Source organism: Pseudomonas sp. H1_G08, from assembly GCF_054681355.1.
Map to the genome: position 1 here is coordinate 5,449,466 of NZ_CP162822.1, position 17,576 is coordinate 5,467,041.

A 17,576-nucleotide genomic window follows, 5' to 3' on the forward strand; every position below is an offset into this window, starting at 1 on the left:
GATGTCTGCAACCACTGAAAAATCCATCGATATCAAAAAAAGTCTGGTCGAGGCGATTCTTGCCGGCCTGATTGCGCTGATCGTGTTCGGGCCGATTGTCGGCGTGGTCCTCGACGGCTACAGCTTCAACCTCGAAGCAACCCGTGTGGCGTGGATCATTGCCATCGTCATGGCCGGTCGCTTTGCCCTCAGCCTGTTCCTGCAAACCCCCAAGGGCCTGAAGATCCTCGACGGGTTCGAGAGCAGCGGTTCCGGTGTGCACGTGCTGCCGGCGGACTACAAATCGCGGCTGCGCTGGATCATTCCGCTGATCATTGTGCTGGCGATCATCGTGCCGTTTGTCTCCAACTCCTATCTGCTGGGGGTGGTCATCCTTGGTTTGATCTACGTGCTGCTGGGGCTGGGGCTGAACATTGTGGTCGGTCTGGCCGGGCTGCTCGATCTCGGTTACGTGGCGTTCTACGCCATCGGCGCCTACGGTCTGGCATTGGGTTACCAGTATCTCGGTCTGGGTTTCTGGACCGTGCTGCCGCTGGCGGCAATCACCGCAGGCCTGGCTGGCTGCATTCTCGGTTTCCCGGTGTTGCGTCTGCACGGTGACTATCTGGCGATCGTGACCCTGGGTTTTGGTGAAATCATTCGTCTGGTGCTGAACAACTGGCTGTCCCTGACCGGCGGCCCGAACGGCATGCCGGCGCCATTGCCGACGTTCTTCGGTCTGGAGTTCGGCAAGCGGGCGAAGGATGGCGGGGTGCCGTTTCATGAGTTCTTCGGCCTGACCTACAACCCCGACGTGAAGTATTACTTCATCTACGCGGTGCTGTTCCTGGTGGTGCTGGCGGTGTTGTACGTCAAGCATCGGCTGGTGAAGATGCCGGTCGGTCGCGCCTGGGAAGCCCTGCGTGAAGATGAAATCGCCTGCCGCTCGATGGGCCTCAACCACGTACTGGTCAAGCTCTCGGCGTTCACCATCGGTGCGTCGACGGCGGGTCTGGCCGGGGTGTTCTTCGCCACCTATCAAGGCTTCGTCAACCCGACCTCGTTCACCTTCTTCGAATCGGCGCTGATCCTCGCCATCGTCGTGCTCGGCGGCATGGGTTCGACCATCGGCGTGGTCATCGCCGCATTCGTGCTCACCGTCGCCCCGGAACTGCTGCGTGGCTTCGCTGAATACCGCGTGCTGCTGTTCGGCATCCTGATGGTGTTGATGATGATCTGGCGACCACGCGGGCTGATCCGCATCAGCCGCACCGGGGTCAAACCACGCAAAGGTGCCATTCACTACGAGAGGACTGCGCCATGAGTGAAGTCGTACTCTCTGTTGAAAAACTGATGATGCATTTCGGTGGCATCAAGGCTTTGAGCGATGTCAGCCTGAAGGTCAAACGCAATTCGATCTTCGCCCTGATCGGCCCCAATGGCGCCGGCAAGACCACGGTGTTCAACTGCCTGACCGGTTTCTACAAGGCCACGGGCGGCAAGGTCGAACTCAATGTGCGCGGCCAGCAGACCAACGTCATCCAGTTGCTGGGCGAGTCGTTCAAACCGACCGATTTCGTTTCGCCGAAATCCTTCCTCAGCCGCATGTACTACAAAATGTTCGGCGGTACTCACCTGGTGAACCGTGCCGGTCTCGCCCGTACGTTCCAGAACATTCGCCTGTTCAAGGAAATGTCGGTGCTGGAAAACCTGCTGGTGGCGCAGCACATGTGGGTCAACCGCAACATGCTCGCCGGCATCCTCAACACCAAGGGCTATCGCAAGGCCGAGAGCGATGCGCTGGATGTCGCGTTCTACTGGCTCGAAGTGGTCGATCTGGTGGACTGCGCCAACCGTCTGGCCGGTGAGCTGTCCTACGGCCAACAACGGCGTCTGGAAATTGCCCGGGCCATGTGCACGCGGCCGCAGATCATCTGCCTCGACGAACCGGCCGCCGGCCTCAATCCTCAGGAAACCGAAGCGCTCAGCGCGATGATCCGGCTGCTGCGCGACGAGCACGATCTGACCGTGGTGCTGATCGAACACGACATGGGCATGGTTATGAGCATTTCCGACCACATCGTGGTGCTGGACCACGGCATCGTCATCGCTGAGGGCGGGCCTGAAGCGATCCGTAACGATCCAAAAGTGATCGCGGCCTACCTGGGCGCCGATGAAGAGGAGCTGGTATGAGCCAACCGATCCTCGAACTGCGCAATCTGGACGTGTTCTACGGCCCGATTCAGGCGCTCAAAGGCGTTTCTCTGCAAATCAACGAAGGCGAGACCGTCAGCCTGATCGGCTCAAACGGCGCCGGCAAGTCGACCTTGCTGATGTCGATCTTCGGCCAGCCGAGAGCGGCGGGTGGGCAGATTCTTTATCAGGGCGTCGACATCACGCAGAAGTCTTCGCACTACATCGCCTCCAACGGTATCGCGCAGTCGCCGGAAGGGCGGCGGGTTTTCCCCGACATGACCGTCGAGGAAAACCTGCTGATGGGCACCATCCCGATTGGCGACAAGTACGCCAAAGAGGACATGCAGCGCATGTTCGAGCTGTTTCCACGGCTTGAGGAGCGGCGCAATCAGCGGGCGATGACCATGTCTGGCGGTGAACAGCAGATGCTCGCCATCGCCCGTGCGCTGATGAGCCGGCCGAAGCTGTTGCTGCTCGATGAACCGAGCCTGGGTCTGGCGCCGATCGTGGTGAAGCAGATCTTCGCCACGCTGCGTGAGTTGGCAAAAACCGGGATGACGATTTTCCTCGTCGAGCAGAACGCCAACCATGCGCTGAAGCTGTCGGACCGGGCATATGTGATGGTCAACGGCGAAATCCGTCTGACCGGCACCGGCAAAGAGCTTTTGGTGAATGAGGAGGTGCGTAACGCCTATCTGGGCGGGCACTGATTTTCTCGCGGTTGCACACAGCCCCGGCGACGAGAGTCCCGGGGCTTTTTTATTTTTTGGAATCCACCACAGGTAAATTGGGTAATTCCCAAAATTGTGGAAAACAAATTCCCCAAGCTGCCAAAGCGCGACATATAGACGCTGCAAATGGCTGTTTTTCCACAGTTTTGACTTGTCCCCGGTTACTGTGGAGCTGGCTGTGAATAACGTGGGTGTATCTGGCTGCAAGCCTTATGAAACGTGGCTTGCAGGGATGTGTTTGTTTTTTGATCAGGCATTTTTGCTGGAGCGCGCGGCGTCGTTGTCAACCTTTTTCTGGGGGGCAGAGACATGGCAATTCCCTGTGCGCAAGCCTGTGGATAAGTCTGTGACTAAACTCTGGAAAGACCTCGCGGAGCGCCGTAATTGCTGGCCTCGCGCAATCACCCGGTGACACCGCCCGTCGTGCAAAATGCCCTGTCCCGCACATCCCCCGCATCACGGTCAAGCAAAAAACTTTCCATTTCGCCCGCAAAGCCTTGTGTGGCGCGGCTTTGCGCGTTTGCACTTGCCCCCGGAAACTGTGGAGCAGACTGTGGATAACATGCGTGCACATGGCTACAGGCCACGCTGGCTGTGGTCTTGGCAGGTCTGGTTGTTTTTTGTACAGCTGGCAAGTGTTGCCCGTATTCGCGAGGGCGGGCATGCTGCCTGCTGATTTTCTATTCCAAGGGCTGCCGTGGCGGCCGAAGCAAGGAGAACACGATGTCCGACACCCTGTTTATCACCGGCGCGACGTCCGGTTTTGGTGAAGCCTGTGCCCGGCGTTTTGCCGAGGCTGGCTGGAAGCTGGTCCTGACCGGCCGTCGTGAAGAACGCCTCAATGCCCTGTGCGCCGAACTGTCGAAGCAGACCGAAGTGCATGGTCTGGTTCTCGATGTGCGCGATCGCAAAGCGATGGAGGAGGCTATCGCCAACCTGCCGCCGTCGTTCGCCAAACTCCGTGGCCTGATCAACAACGCCGGCCTGGCGCTCGGCGTCGATCCGGCGCCCAAGTGCGATCTGGATGACTGGGACACCATGGTCGACACCAACGTCAAAGGCCTGATGTACGCCACTCGCCTGCTGCTGCCACGGCTGATTGCCCACGGCCGTGGCGCCGGTATCGTCAACCTCGGTTCCATCGCCGGTAACTACCCGTACCCGGGCAGCCACGTGTACGGCGCGAGCAAAGCCTTCGTCAAACAGTTCTCGCTGAACCTGCGTTGCGACCTGCAGGGTACTGGCGTGCGGGTCAGCAACATCGAACCCGGCCTGTGCGAAAGCGAGTTCTCGCTGGTACGTTTTGCCGGTGACCAGGAACGCTACAACGCCACTTACGCCGGCGCCGAGCCGATCCAGCCGCAGGACATCGCCGAGACGATTTTCTGGGTGATGAACACCCCGGCTCATATCAACATCAATAGCCTGGAGCTGATGCCGGTGAGCCAGACCTGGGCCGGGTTTGCCATCGAGCGTAACAAGGCTTGATACCGCGCTGAGGCCATTCGCGAGCAGGCTCGCTCCCACAGGAGAATGCATTCCAAGATGTGGGAGCGAGCCTGCTCGCGATAGCAATTGTTCGGTCAGCGAAGATACGCAGCCAAACCGTGGTAGCAAGTCGCCAAATGATAAGGCGTGGTCGAAGGCATGTCCTTGCGGCTGACCTCTCCATTCTCATCGCGACACTCATGCCAGCCGCCGGCATGCAGAAACCGCTGCTGCAACGCCTGCAACTGGCGCAGCACCACCGCTTCGCTGTCCGCCCGCAAGGTCAGCGCGCGCAGGTATTCGGCTTGAGCCCAGATCCGTTGGGTCGAATCCCTTGGCCGTCCATTGTTTTCCAGATCAAGCATCGCCCGCACCGCGCCGCAGGACTCCAGCACGCCGTACTGCTCGGTAAAAACAAACGCCCGATCCAGCGCCCGGTGCAGTTTCGAATCGCGCAACAGTGCCGACGATTCGAGCAGGAAATACCATTCGAACTGGTGCCCCGGCTCGTACCAGTTATCCACAGCGCCCAGCGGCTTCTCCATCAACACGCCATATTGCGGATCGACGAATTGCTTGTGCATGGCTGTGCATAACTCAAGCAGGGCCTTCTGCGTTTGCGGGTCTTCACGCACGGCGAGGGTGGCCAGAAAAGCTTCGGCCAAGTGCATCAGCGGATTTTGCAGTGGCCCGGTTTGCAGGGTGAGCCAGTCACGCTCCAGGCAGGCTTCGTATAAACCGTCGCCGGTGGCGAATCGGCGGCCGATGATTTCCAGCGCGGCGTTCAATGTCGACTCGGCCAGCGAATCCCGGGACTTGTCCCAGTAATGCGCGCAGGCGAACAGGATGAAGGCGTGGGTGTAGAGATCCTTGCGCTGGTCCAGCGGCTTGCCTTGCGCATCGATGCTGTAGAACCAGCCGCCGTGCTCGGCATCATGGAAATGGCGTTGCAGCGAACGGAACAACGCGGCGGCGCGGACTTCGGCGTTATCCACAATCCCGATCAGGCTGGAGAACAGATACAGCTGCCGTGCGCAGGCCATCGCCCGATAGCGCTGCACTGGCAGCGGTTGATGCGCGGCGTCCAGCGCCTCGTACGGCAACGCCATGTCGGCATTCCAGCCCGGGCCTTGCCACAGCGGCACGATCACGTCGAGGAAGTGCTGCTGCACTTGGCCAAACAGGGCGGTCAATTCGGGCAGGGCGGTGGAGCGGGAAGCGTGGGGCATGGGCGGGCGTCGTCACGGGCTGGGGCGATTGCGCGACATGGTAGCAGAGAGGCAGCCTTTAAAGGTTTGGTGTCTGATCGGCCGTCATCGCTGGCAAGCCAGCTCCCACAAGGAAATTGAGTGTTCACACAATTGTGGACTTACCCAATAACCTGTGGGAGCTGGCTTGCCAGCGATGAGGCCGGCTCAGGCGATAGAGATTAGCCTGCGAGCAACCACACCCCAGTCGCCGCCGAAGCCGCACCCGCCAACCGCACCAGCGGCGCCGCTGCCTGCGGAAGAACTCGCACCACGCCATAACCGAGCGCATGCAAAACTGCTGTCGCCGCGACAAACCCGGCCGCATACGCCCACGGGCTGCTCATTTCCGGCAGCTCCAGCCCATGCGCCACGCCATGGAACAGCGCAAACAGCGCCGTCGCTGCCACCGCCATCACCAGCGGCGGACGCACGGCCAGTGCCACGGCCAGGCCCAGCGCCAATACCGAAGCAGCAATCCCGCTTTCCAGCGCCGGCAACTCCAGCCCTTCAAAACCGAGCAGGCCGCCCAGCAGCATGGTGCCGACAAACGTGCACGGCAGCGCCCAGCGCGCCGCGCCTTGTTGCTGCGCCGCCCACAAACCGACGGCGAGCATTGCCAGCAAGTGGTCGAGCCCGCCGATCGGGTGGCTGATGCCCGCGACGAGGCCGCTGTCGCCATGCCCAGGGTGCGCGAAGGCCAGTGCCGGTGTCAGCAGCAGCGCCACGGCGCCAAGAATGCGTTTGAGTGTCATGGATAAGCTTCCTTGTTGATAAGTGGTTCAGGCGGCGGTCAGCAGGCCCTGGCGTTCGATGAAGGCGATGATTTCTTCAAGGCCCTGACCGGTTTTCTGGTTGCTGAAAACGAACGGCTTGCCGTTGCGCATGCGTTTGGTGTCGCTGTCCATCATTTCCAGCGAGGCGCCCACCAGTGGCGCGAGGTCGATCTTGTTGATCACCAGCAGGTCGGACTTGCAGATCCCCGGGCCGCCCTTGCGCGGCAGCTTGTCGCCGGCGGAGACGTCGATCACGTAGATGGTCAGGTCCGACAGCTCCGGGCTGAAGGTCGCCGAGAGGTTGTCGCCGCCGGACTCCACCAGAATCAGATCCAGCCCGGGAAAGCGCCGGTTCAGTTGATCGACCGCTTCGAGGTTGATCGAGGCGTCTTCGCGGATCGCCGTGTGCGGGCAGCCGCCGGTTTCCACGCCGATGATCCGCTCCGGCGCGAGGGCTTCGTTGCGCACCAGGAAATCGGCGTCTTCGCGGGTGTAGATGTCGTTGGTGACCACGGCGAGGTTGTAGCGCTCGCGCAGGGCCAGGCACAGGGCCAGGGTCAGCGCGGTCTTGCCGGAACCGACCGGGCCGCCGATGCCGACGCGCAGAGGTTGTGTATCCATTTCATTCTCCAAAATAAACAGCCCTAAGAGCGGAAGAGACGGCTGTACTGGCGCTCGTGGGCCATGCACGCCAGAGACAGGCCAAACGCGGCGCTGCCGATGTGTTCGGGGTTGAGGTGGGTCGCGTCGTGCTGCGCCTGTTGCAGCAGCGGCAGCAGTTCGCTGGTCAGGCGCTGCGCGGCTTGCTGGCCCAGCGGCAGGGTTTTCATCAATACGGCGAGCTGGTTTTCCAGCCAGCTCCACAGCCACGCGGCAAGAGCATCCTGCGGGCTGATGCCCCAGGCGCGTGCCGCCAGTGCCCAGCACAGGGCCAGATGCGGTTCTGTGGTCTGGTCAAGAAAGTCGCGGGCGGGCGCGTCGAGTTCCGGCAAACCGTTCAACAACTGCTGCAAGGAGTAACCCATCTGCCGGCTCTCCAGATGCAACTCGCGGGTTTCGCGACTGGCGCGGTGGCTCTCGCACAGTTGTCGTAATTCGGCCCAGTTTTCATCTGCTGCGGCTTGGCAATGCGCCAACAGCAGCGGCGCTTCGAAGCGCGCGAGGTTGAGCAGCAGTTGATCGCTGATCCAGCGGCGGGCGGCGTCAGGGTTGTGGACCCGGCCGTTATCCACCGCCATTTCCAGGCCCTGGGAATAGCTGTAGCCGCCAATCGGCAATTGCGGACTGGCCAGACGCAGCAGCGCCCAGGCAGGATTCACAGGCGCACGCCGAACTGATGAAGTTTTGGCGCGTAGTTGAAGTCTTCGTCACCGTGCCGGGAATGATGATGGCCGCCGCCGTAAGCGCCGTGTTCCGGCTGGAACGGCGCTTCGATAGCCTCGACCTGCGCGCCGAGCTGTTCGAGCATCGCCTTGAGCACGTAATCGTCGAGCAGGCGCAGCCAGCCACCGCCGACTTGCAGGGCGACATGGCGGTTGCCGAGGTGATAGGCCGCGCGGGTCAGTTCGAACGCATTGGCGCAAGTGACATGGAGCAGTTGTTCAGGGCGGGCGCAGACGCGCACGACACGGCCGTCTTCAGCCTGCAGGCATTCGCCGTCATACAGCGGTGGCTGGCCGCGCTCCAAAAACAACCCGACGTCTTCGCCTTCGGCACTGAAACAGCGCAAACGGCTTTTGCTGCGCGCTTCGAAGGTCAGGTGCAGCTCGGCGGCCCAGACGGGTTGAGGGTCGATTCTGCGATGAATCACCAGCATCGGAAAGCTTCCAGCAATGAACGTTGAATGGGCTAGAGCAAGCGCCGCGCCAATCGGGTGATCTGTAGGAAATAGCTGTCGGCGCTTGCCTGATCTTTCAACAGGCGCGGCGATTCTGGAAGGTTTTGGTGCATGAAGGATTTGTCATGCACCAATTCGATGCCGTGACGGATGTTCAATGTGGGAGCGAGCCTGCTTGCGAATGCGCCGTGTCAGACAGATGTATTCAGCTGACCCAGCGCTTTCGCGAGCAGGCTCGCTCCCACAGAGGCTTTGCGCTGTGTCAGATAGAGAAGGGGATTACTCGGTACTGCCCAGCCCTTGCCAGTGCTTGAGGCCGATAAAGATGAAGCGCAGTTGCTGGGTGATCTTCGCCTGCGGCGTCAGATGCTCCGGCAAGGCCTCGGCGGGCGGGTCGATGATGTCGGGGAGGGTGGCGAACACCGATTTGACGATCAGGTCGGCGATCACGCTCAGACCGGCGATGTCCAGATGTTGCAGCTTGGGCATCAGCGCCAGGTCCGCCGCGAGGTCGGCGCTGATGTTCTCCCGCAGGCGTCCGATCGCCTGGCGTACCGGCAGCGAGCCGCCGTATTGTTCGCGGGCGAGAAACAGGAATTGCGAGCGGTTGGCGTTGACCACATCAAGGAAGATGCGCACCGAAGCGTCGATGATGCCGCCCATGACGAATTCATTGTGCCGCACCAGGCGGATGGTCTCGCGGAAGGTCTGGCCGACTTCGCTGACCAGCACCAGCCCCAACTCGTCCATATCGGCGAAGTGCCGGTAGAAACCGGTGGGCACGATGCCGGCGGTCTTGCTCACTTCGCGCAGGCTCAGGCTGCCGAATCCTCGGCCGCTTTCCATCAGGTGGCGGGCAGCGTCCATCAAGGCGTTGCGGGTCTGTTGTTTCTGTTCGGCGCGGGGCAGCATCGCAGGGTGTGTTCTTCGGCAGGACAAGCGCCGCACTCTAGCAAATCGGCTTTGTCGGCGTCGAACGGGGAGTCATGCAGCGAGGGATTCACAGAAGCTGAAAAGTCAAAAGCCCAATCCGCTGATTGGGCTTTTTCGCTGGGCCGTCATAGGCTCAGCTCACGGCGCTGTTGCGTTCGATTACACGATCACCACCACCTTCGGCGAGGGCTTGACCTTGGGGAGTCTTGTCGTAGCCGTCTTCCACCAGACCTTTTTCTTCGAGACGATTGCGGCCGTTTTCAGCCAGGGTCTGGCCCTGTGGGGTTTTGTCATAGCCGTCTTCAGCCAGAGTCTGACCTTGAGGGGTCTTGTCATAGCCGTCTTCAGCCAGAGTCTGGCCTTGTGGGGTTTTGTCGTAGCCGTCTTCAGCGAGCGTCTGGCTGAACACCGAGTGGCTGTCTTTGACTTGCGGAGTGGCCTGATCGGCAGCGGGCAGGGCAAAAGCAGTGCTGGCTAGCATCGACAGGGTAAGGCTGAGCAGTAATTGGCGTTTCATGATAGTGGCTCCTTGGGAGGGCGATAAAGTGGGTACGAGGGCAATGCTACTCTCGATATGTCGATATAAAAGTTCATAAACGCAATGGTAATAATCAACAGAATTGATTGTTCGGCGCGAAGGCTCTAGATCGGGCCTTTGCGGGCGACGGTTTTGCACCGTCGTGGGTATTTTCGACTCACTCGTGCCTCGCAAAAGTGCGGGTCGCGGTAACACTGCTCGACCGATCGGTCAGTTTTGCTGCGCTTTTTATGGCTTAAACTGCCTTTCGATTAAACCTGCGGGCCTTTCGCCAGTCACAGACTGCATAGGGGCCGCTTAGGTCTGCCGTTTCAGCTGTGCGTCGGGTAATCGGCGTGCGGTCGTGATCAGGAGCTTTGTGCATGACGCGCACTGGAAAAATCTTCAGCTGGATCTTCGCCATTCTCGTGCTGCTGCTGGCAGCCTTGATTCTGATCATCGTGTTCTTCGACTGGAACCGGATCAAACCGACCATCAATGCCAAAGTCTCGGAAGAACTGCACCGGGCGTTTGCCATCAATGGCAACCTCGCGGTGATCTGGCAGCGCGAGCCGGAAGAGGGCGGCTGGCGCTCTTGGGTGCCTTGGCCGCACGTGGTCGCCGAGGATCTGAGCCTGGGTAATCCTGACTGGTCGAAGCAGCCGCAGATGGTCACGCTCAAACGCGTTGAACTGCGCATTTCGCCGCTGGCCCTGCTGGCCCAGCGCGTGGTGATTCCGCGCATCGACCTGACCGAGCCGAATGCCGAGCTGCAACGTCTGGCCGATGGCCGCGCCAACTGGACGTTCAAATTCGATCCCAAGGACCCGAACGCCGAGCCTTCGAGCTGGGTGGTCGACATCGGCGCGATCGGTTTCGACAAGGGCCACGTGACCCTCGACGATCAGACCCTGAAAACCAATCTCGATGTGTTGATCGACCCGCTCGGCAAGCCGATTCCATTCAGCGAGATCGTCGGCGACAAAGCGGCGAAAACTGCTCAGGACAAGGGCGGCGCACCGCAGGATTACGCCTTTGCGCTCAAGGTCAAAGGCCAGTACCACGGGCAGAACCTCACCGGGCAGGGCAAGATCGGCGGGTTGCTGGCGTTGCAGGACGCGAGCAAGCCGTTCCCGTTGCAGGCCCAGGCGAAGATCGGCGACACCCGTATCGAACTGGCCGGCACCTTGACTGACCCGCTGAATCTCGGCGCCCTTGATCTGCGCCTGAAGCTCGCTGGCGACAGCCTCGGCAATCTTTACCCGCTGACCGGCGTGACCCTGCCGGACACGCCACCGTATTCCACCGACGGCCACCTGATCGCCAGGCTGCATGACGAAGCCGGGGCGAAATTCACTTATGAAAAATTCAACGGCAAGATCGGCGACAGCGACATTCACGGCGACCTGACCTATGTTGCCAGCCAGCCACGGCCGAAACTCAGCGGTGCGCTGCTCTCCAATCAATTGCTGTTTGCCGATCTCGCGCCACTGATCGGCGCCGACTCCAACACCGAGCAAAAGGCCCGTGGCGGCGCGAGCAAGCAACCGGCGGACAAAGTCCTGCCGGTCGAAGAATTCAAAACCGATCGCTGGCGGGCCATGGACGCCGATGTCGAGTTCACCGGCAAACGCATCGTCCACAGCGAGAAGCTGCCGTTCAACGACCTCTATACCCATCTGAAACTCAACGATGGCGAGCTCAGCCTGGAGCCGCTGCGCTTTGGCGTTGCCGGCGGCACGCTGGATGCGCTGATTCGCCTGAATGGCCGCACCGAGCCGCTGGAAGGCCGGGCGCGTTTGACCGCACGCAAATTCAAACTCAAAGAGCTGTTCCCGACCTTCGAACCGATGAAAACCAGTTTCGGTGAGCTCAATGGCGACGCCGACATCAGTGGCCGGGGCAACTCCGTGGCCAAGCTGCTCGGTGGTGCCAACGGTAATCTGAAGATGCTGATCAACGACGGTGCAATCAGCCGTGAGTTGATGGAGCTGGCCGGGCTCAACGTCGGTAACTACGTGGTCGGCAAGATCTTTGGCGACAAGGAAGTGAAGATCAACTGCGCGGCGGCGGACTTCGACATCAAGACCGGCCTGGCCACGACACGGCTGTTTGTCTTCGATACCGAGAACGCAATCATCTACATCGATGGCACGGCGAACATGGCCACCGAACAACTCGATCTGACCGTGACCCCGGAATCCAAGGGCTGGCGTCTGATCTCGCTGCGCTCGCCGCTGTATGTGCGCGGCAAGTTCATCAAACCGGATGCCGGCGTCAAAGCCGTACCGTTGATGCTGCGCGGGGCGGGGATGGTTGCGCTGGGCGTGATCGCCGCACCGGCGGCGGGGTTGCTGGCACTGGTGGCGCCGAGCGGTGGCGAGCCGAATCAATGTGCACCGTTGCTGGAGCAGATGAAGCAGGGCAAGGCGCCGGTAACCGTTAAACCCAGCAAGTAATGCGGCGTCTCTGAAGGCGCCTTCGCGAGCAGGCTCGCTCCCACATTCGAACGCATTCCTTCAATTGAAATGCGATCCGGTGGGAGCGAGCCTGCTCGCGAATGCGGCCTGACTGTGATTACAGGTCGTTGAGGATATCCGCCATGTCGTCGGCGTGTTCTTCTTCCTGGGCGAGGATGTCTTCGAAGATGCGGCGGGTGGTCGGGTCTTTGTCACCGATGTACTGGATGATTTCGCGATAGCTGTCGATAGCAATGCGCTCGGCCACCAGATCTTCGTAAACCATTTCCTTGAGCGTGTTGCCGGCCACGTATTGCGCGTGGGACATCTTGCTCAGCAGGTCAGGGTTGAACTCAGGCTCACCGCCCAGTTGCACGATCCGCTCGGCGAGGCGATCGGCGTGCTCGGCTTCCTGGTTGGCGTGTTCGAGGAATTCGTCGGCGGCGACGTTGGCTTTCAGGCCGCTGGCCATGAAGTAGTGGCGCTTGTAGCGCAAGGTGCACACCAGTTCGGTGGCCAGCGACTCGTTGAGCAAACGCAGTATTTCTTCACGGTTGGCGTTGTAGCCCTCGGTGACCGCGCCGTTTTCCACGTGTTGCCGCGCGCGTTCGCGCAGGGTTTGAACATCAGACAAATGCACGTCACTCATTTCATTCTCCTGGAGGCTAATCCGATAGGCGCCACGTTCTGAAGACGCGGTCGCTACCCAGGTTGTGAGTCTTGAGCGAAGCGAAAAGTTTTATGCGATTTACGCCGGACGCGCTGCAGGAACTGCTGAAGACTGCTATGTCGGGAGGGCCTGACGCTGGTCAATCCGGTTTCGGTGGAGCGGATCGTGGCGGGCTGAAGTAGGCTCATCGTTCAGTTGTCATCGTCACGTTGGATGCTTGGCGGGCGTCTTGCAGGTCCGGCATCCACTCACCGCGCACAAGGATGTAATCCATGTCGACACGTTATCCACTGGTGCTGGTGCCGGGCATGCTCGGCTTTATCCGGCTGGTGCTTTACCCGTATTGGTTCGGCATCATCAAGGCCTTGCGCCGTGGTGGTGCGACGGTGGTCGCGGTGCAGGTCTCGCCGCTCAACTCTACTGAAGTGCGCGGCGAGCAGTTGCTGGCGCGGATCGAGGAAATACTGCGCGATAGCGGGGCGCAAAAGGTCAATCTGTTCGGCCACAGCCAAGGCGCGTTGACCGCACGATATGCGGCAGCGAAGCGTCCGGATCTGGTCGCCTCGGTGACTTCGGTGGCCGGGCCGAATCATGGTTCCGAGCTGGCTGATTATCTGGAAAAGCACTATCCCGGTAGCAGTGCCAAGGGCCGCTTGCTCGAAGCGTTGCTGCGCTTGATCGGCTGGGTCATGGCATTGCTCGACACGGGTTATCACGGTCCGAAACTGCCGGTGGATATCCACGCTTCCCACCAATCGCTAACGACGGCGGGCGTTGCATTATTCAATCAGCGTTATCCACAAGGGCTGCCGGAAGTCTGGGGCGGCCAGGGGCCGGAAGAGGTCAACGGTGTGCGCTATTACTCTTGGTCAGGGACGCTGCAACCGGGCAAAACCGATCGTGGCGGCAATCTTTTTGACGGCACCAACCGAAGTTGTCGCTTGTTTGCCAAGACCTTCGTCCGTGAGCCGGGGCAGTGCGATGGCATGGTCGGCCGTTACAGCTCGCATCTGGGCACGGTGATCGGTGATGACTATCCGCTGGATCATTTCGACATCGTCAATCAGTCACTGGGACTGGTGGGCAAGGGCGCGGATCCGGTAAGGCTGTTTGTCGAGCATGCGGCGCGGCTGGAGGCTGCAGGGTTATAGCCAAACAGACCGCGTCATCGTTCTTCGCGAGCAGGCTCGCTCCCACAGGTGTCTGCATTTCAATGTGGGAGCGAGCCTGCTCGCGAAGGGGCCTTATCAGGCAACGCTGACCCGGCGGCCCAACACGGTGGTCCAGCGCTCCGACAAAACCACCCCGCCCAAGGTCAGCAATCCGCCCACCAGGTGATACATCGCCAACTGTTCCTTCAACACCAGCGCCGCAATCAACGCAGTAATCAATGGCAGCAGATTGAAGAACAACGTCGTCCGGCTCGGCCCCAGTCGCTGCACCGCCTGCATCCACGCCAGCGGCGCGACCATCGAAGCCAGCAGGCATGCATAGAGCACCAGCGGCACGTTCTGCAGATTCAAACCGGTCTTCGGCGAAACAGCGAACAGCGGAAACAACACCACAATCGCCACCAGCACCTGCAAGTACAGCAGGACCAGCGGCGGCAGGCGCAGTTGCCACTTTTTCAGCAGCGTGCTGTAAACCGCGTAGGCCAGCGTGGCGATCAGCATCATCGCATCGCCCAGATTGACCCCGTGTTGCAGCAGCGCTCCGAGGCTGCCGGATGACACCACCACCAGCACGCCAGCGAACGACAGCACCGCACCGACCAGCGCACCAGCGGTCAGGCGCTGGCCGAGGCTGATGATCGCCATGGCCAGCGACATCAATGGCATCAGCGACAGGATGATGCCCATGTTGGTCGCGGTGGTCAGTGTTGCGGCGAAATAGGCGAGGCTCTGATACACCGCCATGCCGAGCACGCCGAGGACGAAAATCCGCCTCAGGTTCGGCCGAATCTGCGGCCAGTGTGCGATCACTTTCGAGAGCATGAATGGCGTGAACAGCACGCCGGCCAGCAGCCAGCGATAGAAACCGATCTCGGCGGGGAAGATCGCGCCGACCGCCAGTTTGTTGATCACGGTGTTGCCGGCCCAGATGAAAATCGCCAGCAGGGGAAACGCGTATTGCATGGGACAAAACCAGAACGTTGATGAAGCGCGATTATCGCCTGTCTGGATGCAGGCCTATACTGCGATCCAGACAACCTGCCTCTGCATCCGGACAGCATGAACAGCAAACACATCGATCTGCTCGATTTCAGCGAACTGCCGTCAGCGGTGTATTTCCGCTACGCCGATTTCAATGCCCACGAATATGCCGCGCCACACCGGCATCCTTGGGGCACGCTGGAATACGCGGCCCATGGCGTGCTGCACATGGATGTCGACGGCAGCCGCTTCATGTCGCCGCCACAGTACGCGGTGTGGGTGCCGCCCGAGGTCGAGCACAGTTTCTACAGCCATCAACCGGTCAACTACCGCGCGGTGTGTCTTGATCCCGACGTCTGCGCGCGATTGCCGGCGCGGGCCTGCACGCTGGCAATCAGCGACATTCTCAAGGCCATCCTCAAAGACTTCGCCGCCCGCGATGTGAAGATCCCCGAGCAGGAGGCCGATCAGCGTCTGGCTCAGGTATTGGTTGACCAACTGCAACAGGCACCGGTGCAGGAATGTTATCTGCCGTACGCGAGCAGCCCGGGCTTGCTGACGATTCTCGACGCCTTGCAGGCCGCGCCGGGCGACAACCAACCGTTGGCGCATTGGGCCGCGCAAGTGCATGTCAGCGAGCGCACGCTGGCGCGGCAGTTTGTCCGCGAGCTGGGCATGAGCTTTGGCGAGTGGCGTCAGCGCTTGCGTTATCTGGCGGCGATCGAGGCGCTGGAAACCTCGCGTTCGGTGCAGGAAATCGCTTTCGACCTCGGCTACAGCAGCGGCTCGGCATTCATCGCCATGTTCGCCCGCCAGGCCGGGTGCACGCCGGAGCAGTATCGGCGCAGCCACCTCGAGGGCAGGAAGGTGTAACAAGCTTTGACTACACTGCGACAGAGGCCGCATCCATCGGTGCGGCAACAAGGAGAAAACTCCATGAAGATGTTGCGTGTGCCGTTGTTGATGATCGGGCTGCTTGTGTGTTCCCAGGGTTTCGCCGCCACGGCGCAACAGAACAAGATGACCACCTGCAATGCCGATGCGACCGCCAAGAGTTTGAAGGGCGATGAGCGCAAGGCGTTCATGAGCACCTGCCTGAAAGCGGCGCCAGCGGCCAACGATGGCAAGGAGCTGACCCCGCAGCAGCAGAAGATGACCACCTGTAATGCCGATGCGAAAACCAAGGCACTGACCGGCGATGCGCGCAAGGCGTTCATGAGTGAGTGTCTGAAGAAAAAATAAGGGGGCGCCATGGGTGTCCGATTGACTCGGTCGGCTTGAGATTTTCCCTCACCCTAACCCTCTCCCGGAGGGAGAGGGGACCGACCGCATTGATGCCGACAGGAACTGGGGTCTGAAATACCGGGTCGATTGCGGATTCGGCACTGCACGTTCAGGTCGGAAAATTTTTCGAGCAACCCCCAATCGGTCCCCTCTCCCTCTGGGAGAGGGCTAGGGTGAGGGGGAAATTCGCAAGCCTTGCACGAAAATCCGAAACCCCGCATATCCCTAGTGCTAACCCAGGATCGCTGGCAGACTGCCCATCCTTTCACGCCGTTCGTTTTGAGGCTGTATGCCAACGTTTTCTCAGCGTCATGTTGTGTTCTGGGTCAGTTGCATCATCATTTTTGGCGGTCTGCTGCTGGTGCTGCCGCTGCGCTTGTTGCCCAGTCTTTTGGCCGGGTTGCTGGTGTTCGAGCTGGTCAACATGCTCACCCCGCAACTGCAACGGCTGATCGAAGGGCGGCGTGCCCGCTGGTTGGCGGTGGCGCTGCTCGGCACGCTGGTAGTAAGTGCGCTGGCGCTGATTTTCGCCGGGGCTATCAGTTTCCTCCTGCATGAAGCGGAAAACCCCGGCGCTTCACTCGACAAATTCATGGGCGTAGTCGATCGCGCGCGCGGGCAGTTGCCGCCGTTCATCGATGCCTATCTGCCGGCGAGTGCGGCGGAATTTCGCGTGGCGATCGGCGAGTGGGCGAGCAAGCATCTGGCCGACCTGCAACTGGTCGGCAAGGACGCCGCGCACATGTTCGTCACCCTGCTGATCGGCATGGTGCTCGGCGCGATCATCGCCCTGCAGCGCATCCCCGACGTGACCAAGCGCAAGCCGCTGGCCGCCGCTTTGTTCGACCGTTTGCATCTGCTGGTGCAGGCGTTCCGCAATATCGTCTTCGCGCAGATCAAGATTTCCCTGCTCAACACCGTGTTCACCGGGATCTTCCTCGCGGTGATCCTGCCGATGTTCGGCATCAAGCTGCCGCTGACCAAAACCCTGATCGTGCTGACCTTCCTGCTCGGCCTGCTGCCGGTGATCGGCAACCTGATGTCGAACACGCTGATCACCATCGTCGGTCTGTCGCTGTCGATCTGGGTGGCGATCGCCGCGCTGGGCTATCTGATCGTTATTCACAAGCTCGAATACTTCCTCAACGCGCGCATCGTTGGTGGGCAGATCAGTGCCAAGTCGTGGGAGTTGCTCCTGGCGATGCTGGTGTTCGAAGCCGCGTTCGGTTTGCCGGGGGTGGTGGCGGGGCCGATTTATTACGCGTATCTAAAGAGTGAGCTGAAGCTGGGCGGGATGGTCTAAGGC

At 60.6% G+C, this 17,576-nt stretch carries 18 protein-coding genes; 9 read left to right on the forward strand and 9 right to left on the reverse strand.

Translation table 11 applies throughout. The features are described 5' to 3' along the window. The first annotated feature begins 1 nt into the window (after position 1). From livM to AB4N85_RS24645, 4 genes are all read left to right on the forward strand, one after another. Positions 2-1,303 carry a high-affinity branched-chain amino acid ABC transporter permease LivM gene (gene livM / locus AB4N85_RS24630; protein WP_016771917.1) on the forward strand — a complete coding sequence of 434 codons (1,302 nt, stop codon included), beginning with the start codon at positions 2-4 and terminating at the stop codon, positions 1,301-1,303. Then, a complete protein-coding gene (locus AB4N85_RS24635) occupies positions 1,300-2,172 on the forward strand; it encodes an ABC transporter ATP-binding protein (RefSeq protein ID WP_460066238.1) in 873 nt (290 codons plus the stop codon). Before livM ends, AB4N85_RS24635 begins: the two co-directional genes overlap by 4 nt. Next, the gene (locus tag AB4N85_RS24640; protein WP_016771915.1) at positions 2,169-2,885 is read left to right on the forward strand and encodes an ABC transporter ATP-binding protein; all 717 of its coding nucleotides are present in this window, start codon (positions 2,169-2,171) and stop codon (positions 2,883-2,885) included. Before AB4N85_RS24635 ends, AB4N85_RS24640 begins: the two co-directional genes overlap by 4 nt. A 744-nt stretch (positions 2,886-3,629) precedes the next feature. Next, the gene (locus tag AB4N85_RS24645) at positions 3,630-4,394 is read left to right on the forward strand and encodes an SDR family oxidoreductase (protein WP_016771914.1); all 765 of its coding nucleotides are present in this window, start codon (positions 3,630-3,632) and stop codon (positions 4,392-4,394) included. 95 nt (positions 4,395-4,489) lie between these two features. On the opposite strand, the gene AB4N85_RS24650 is transcribed toward AB4N85_RS24645, so the two are convergent. The 7 genes from AB4N85_RS24650 to AB4N85_RS24680 form a co-directional block, all read right to left on the reverse strand. Beyond that, entirely contained in the window at positions 4,490-5,623 is a 1,134-nt protein-coding gene (locus AB4N85_RS24650; RefSeq protein ID WP_460066241.1) for an AGE family epimerase/isomerase, read from the reverse strand. 200 nt (positions 5,624-5,823) lie between these two features. Then, positions 5,824-6,396: a HupE/UreJ family protein gene (locus AB4N85_RS24655; protein ID WP_041480708.1), complete on the reverse strand. Its 573-nt coding sequence runs from the start codon at positions 6,394-6,396 to the stop codon at positions 5,824-5,826. 27 nt (positions 6,397-6,423) lie between these two features. Beyond that, positions 6,424-7,038: an urease accessory protein UreG gene (gene ureG, locus AB4N85_RS24660; protein ID WP_016771910.1), complete on the reverse strand. Its 615-nt coding sequence runs from the start codon at positions 7,036-7,038 to the stop codon at positions 6,424-6,426. A 23-nt stretch (positions 7,039-7,061) separates the two neighbouring features. Further along, entirely contained in the window at positions 7,062-7,736 is a 675-nt protein-coding gene (locus tag AB4N85_RS24665) for an urease accessory protein UreF (protein ID WP_130929370.1), read from the reverse strand. Then, complete coding sequence (gene ureE / locus AB4N85_RS24670) at positions 7,733-8,233, reverse strand: urease accessory protein UreE (protein WP_056787607.1); 501 nt, start codon at positions 8,231-8,233, stop codon at positions 7,733-7,735. The genes AB4N85_RS24665 and ureE overlap by 4 nt, the downstream gene beginning before the upstream one ends. Positions 8,234-8,533: 300 nt before the next feature. After that, positions 8,534-9,166 (reverse strand): TetR family transcriptional regulator, encoded by a 633-nt coding sequence (locus AB4N85_RS24675; protein WP_056787610.1) that lies wholly within the window; start codon positions 9,164-9,166, stop codon positions 8,534-8,536. Positions 9,167-9,320: 154 nt separating this feature from the next. Continuing rightward, positions 9,321-9,704 carry a hypothetical protein gene (locus AB4N85_RS24680; protein WP_041480705.1) on the reverse strand — a complete coding sequence of 128 codons (384 nt, stop codon included), beginning with the start codon at positions 9,702-9,704 and terminating at the stop codon, positions 9,321-9,323. A gap of 383 nt (positions 9,705-10,087) precedes the next feature. On the opposite strand from AB4N85_RS24680, the gene AB4N85_RS24685 reads away from it, so the two are divergent. Beyond that, complete coding sequence (locus tag AB4N85_RS24685; RefSeq protein WP_315435382.1) at positions 10,088-12,163, forward strand: AsmA family protein; 2,076 nt, start codon at positions 10,088-10,090, stop codon at positions 12,161-12,163. A gap of 118 nt (positions 12,164-12,281) precedes the next feature. Here the strand turns inward: AB4N85_RS24685 and AB4N85_RS24690 are convergent, their stop codons facing one another. Next, on the reverse strand, positions 12,282-12,812 hold the full coding sequence (locus AB4N85_RS24690; protein ID WP_041480703.1) for a ferritin-like domain-containing protein: 531 nt from the start codon (positions 12,810-12,812) through the stop codon (positions 12,282-12,284). A gap of 293 nt (positions 12,813-13,105) precedes the next feature. On the opposite strand from AB4N85_RS24690, the gene AB4N85_RS24695 reads away from it, so the two are divergent. Beyond that, positions 13,106-13,984, forward strand: coding sequence for an esterase/lipase family protein (locus AB4N85_RS24695; RefSeq protein ID WP_252883092.1), 879 nt, complete (start codon positions 13,106-13,108; stop codon positions 13,982-13,984). 96 nt (positions 13,985-14,080) lie between these two features. On the opposite strand, the gene AB4N85_RS24700 is transcribed toward AB4N85_RS24695, so the two are convergent. Further along, entirely contained in the window at positions 14,081-14,968 is an 888-nt protein-coding gene (locus AB4N85_RS24700; protein ID WP_460066249.1) for a DMT family transporter, read from the reverse strand. Between the two features lie 96 nt (positions 14,969-15,064). On the opposite strand from AB4N85_RS24700, the gene AB4N85_RS24705 reads away from it, so the two are divergent. The 3 genes from AB4N85_RS24705 to AB4N85_RS24715 all read left to right on the forward strand — a co-directional run bounded on the left by AB4N85_RS24705 (position 15,065) and on the right by AB4N85_RS24715 (position 17,573). Further along, complete coding sequence (locus tag AB4N85_RS24705; protein ID WP_406228146.1) at positions 15,065-15,859, forward strand: AraC family transcriptional regulator; 795 nt, start codon at positions 15,065-15,067, stop codon at positions 15,857-15,859. A gap of 63 nt (positions 15,860-15,922) precedes the next feature. Beyond that, positions 15,923-16,228 (forward strand): PsiF family protein, encoded by a 306-nt coding sequence (locus AB4N85_RS24710; RefSeq protein WP_016771900.1) that lies wholly within the window; start codon positions 15,923-15,925, stop codon positions 16,226-16,228. 331 nt (positions 16,229-16,559) lie between these two features. Next, complete coding sequence (locus tag AB4N85_RS24715) at positions 16,560-17,573, forward strand: AI-2E family transporter (protein ID WP_016771899.1); 1,014 nt, start codon at positions 16,560-16,562, stop codon at positions 17,571-17,573. The last annotated feature ends 3 nt before the right edge of the window (positions 17,574-17,576 follow it).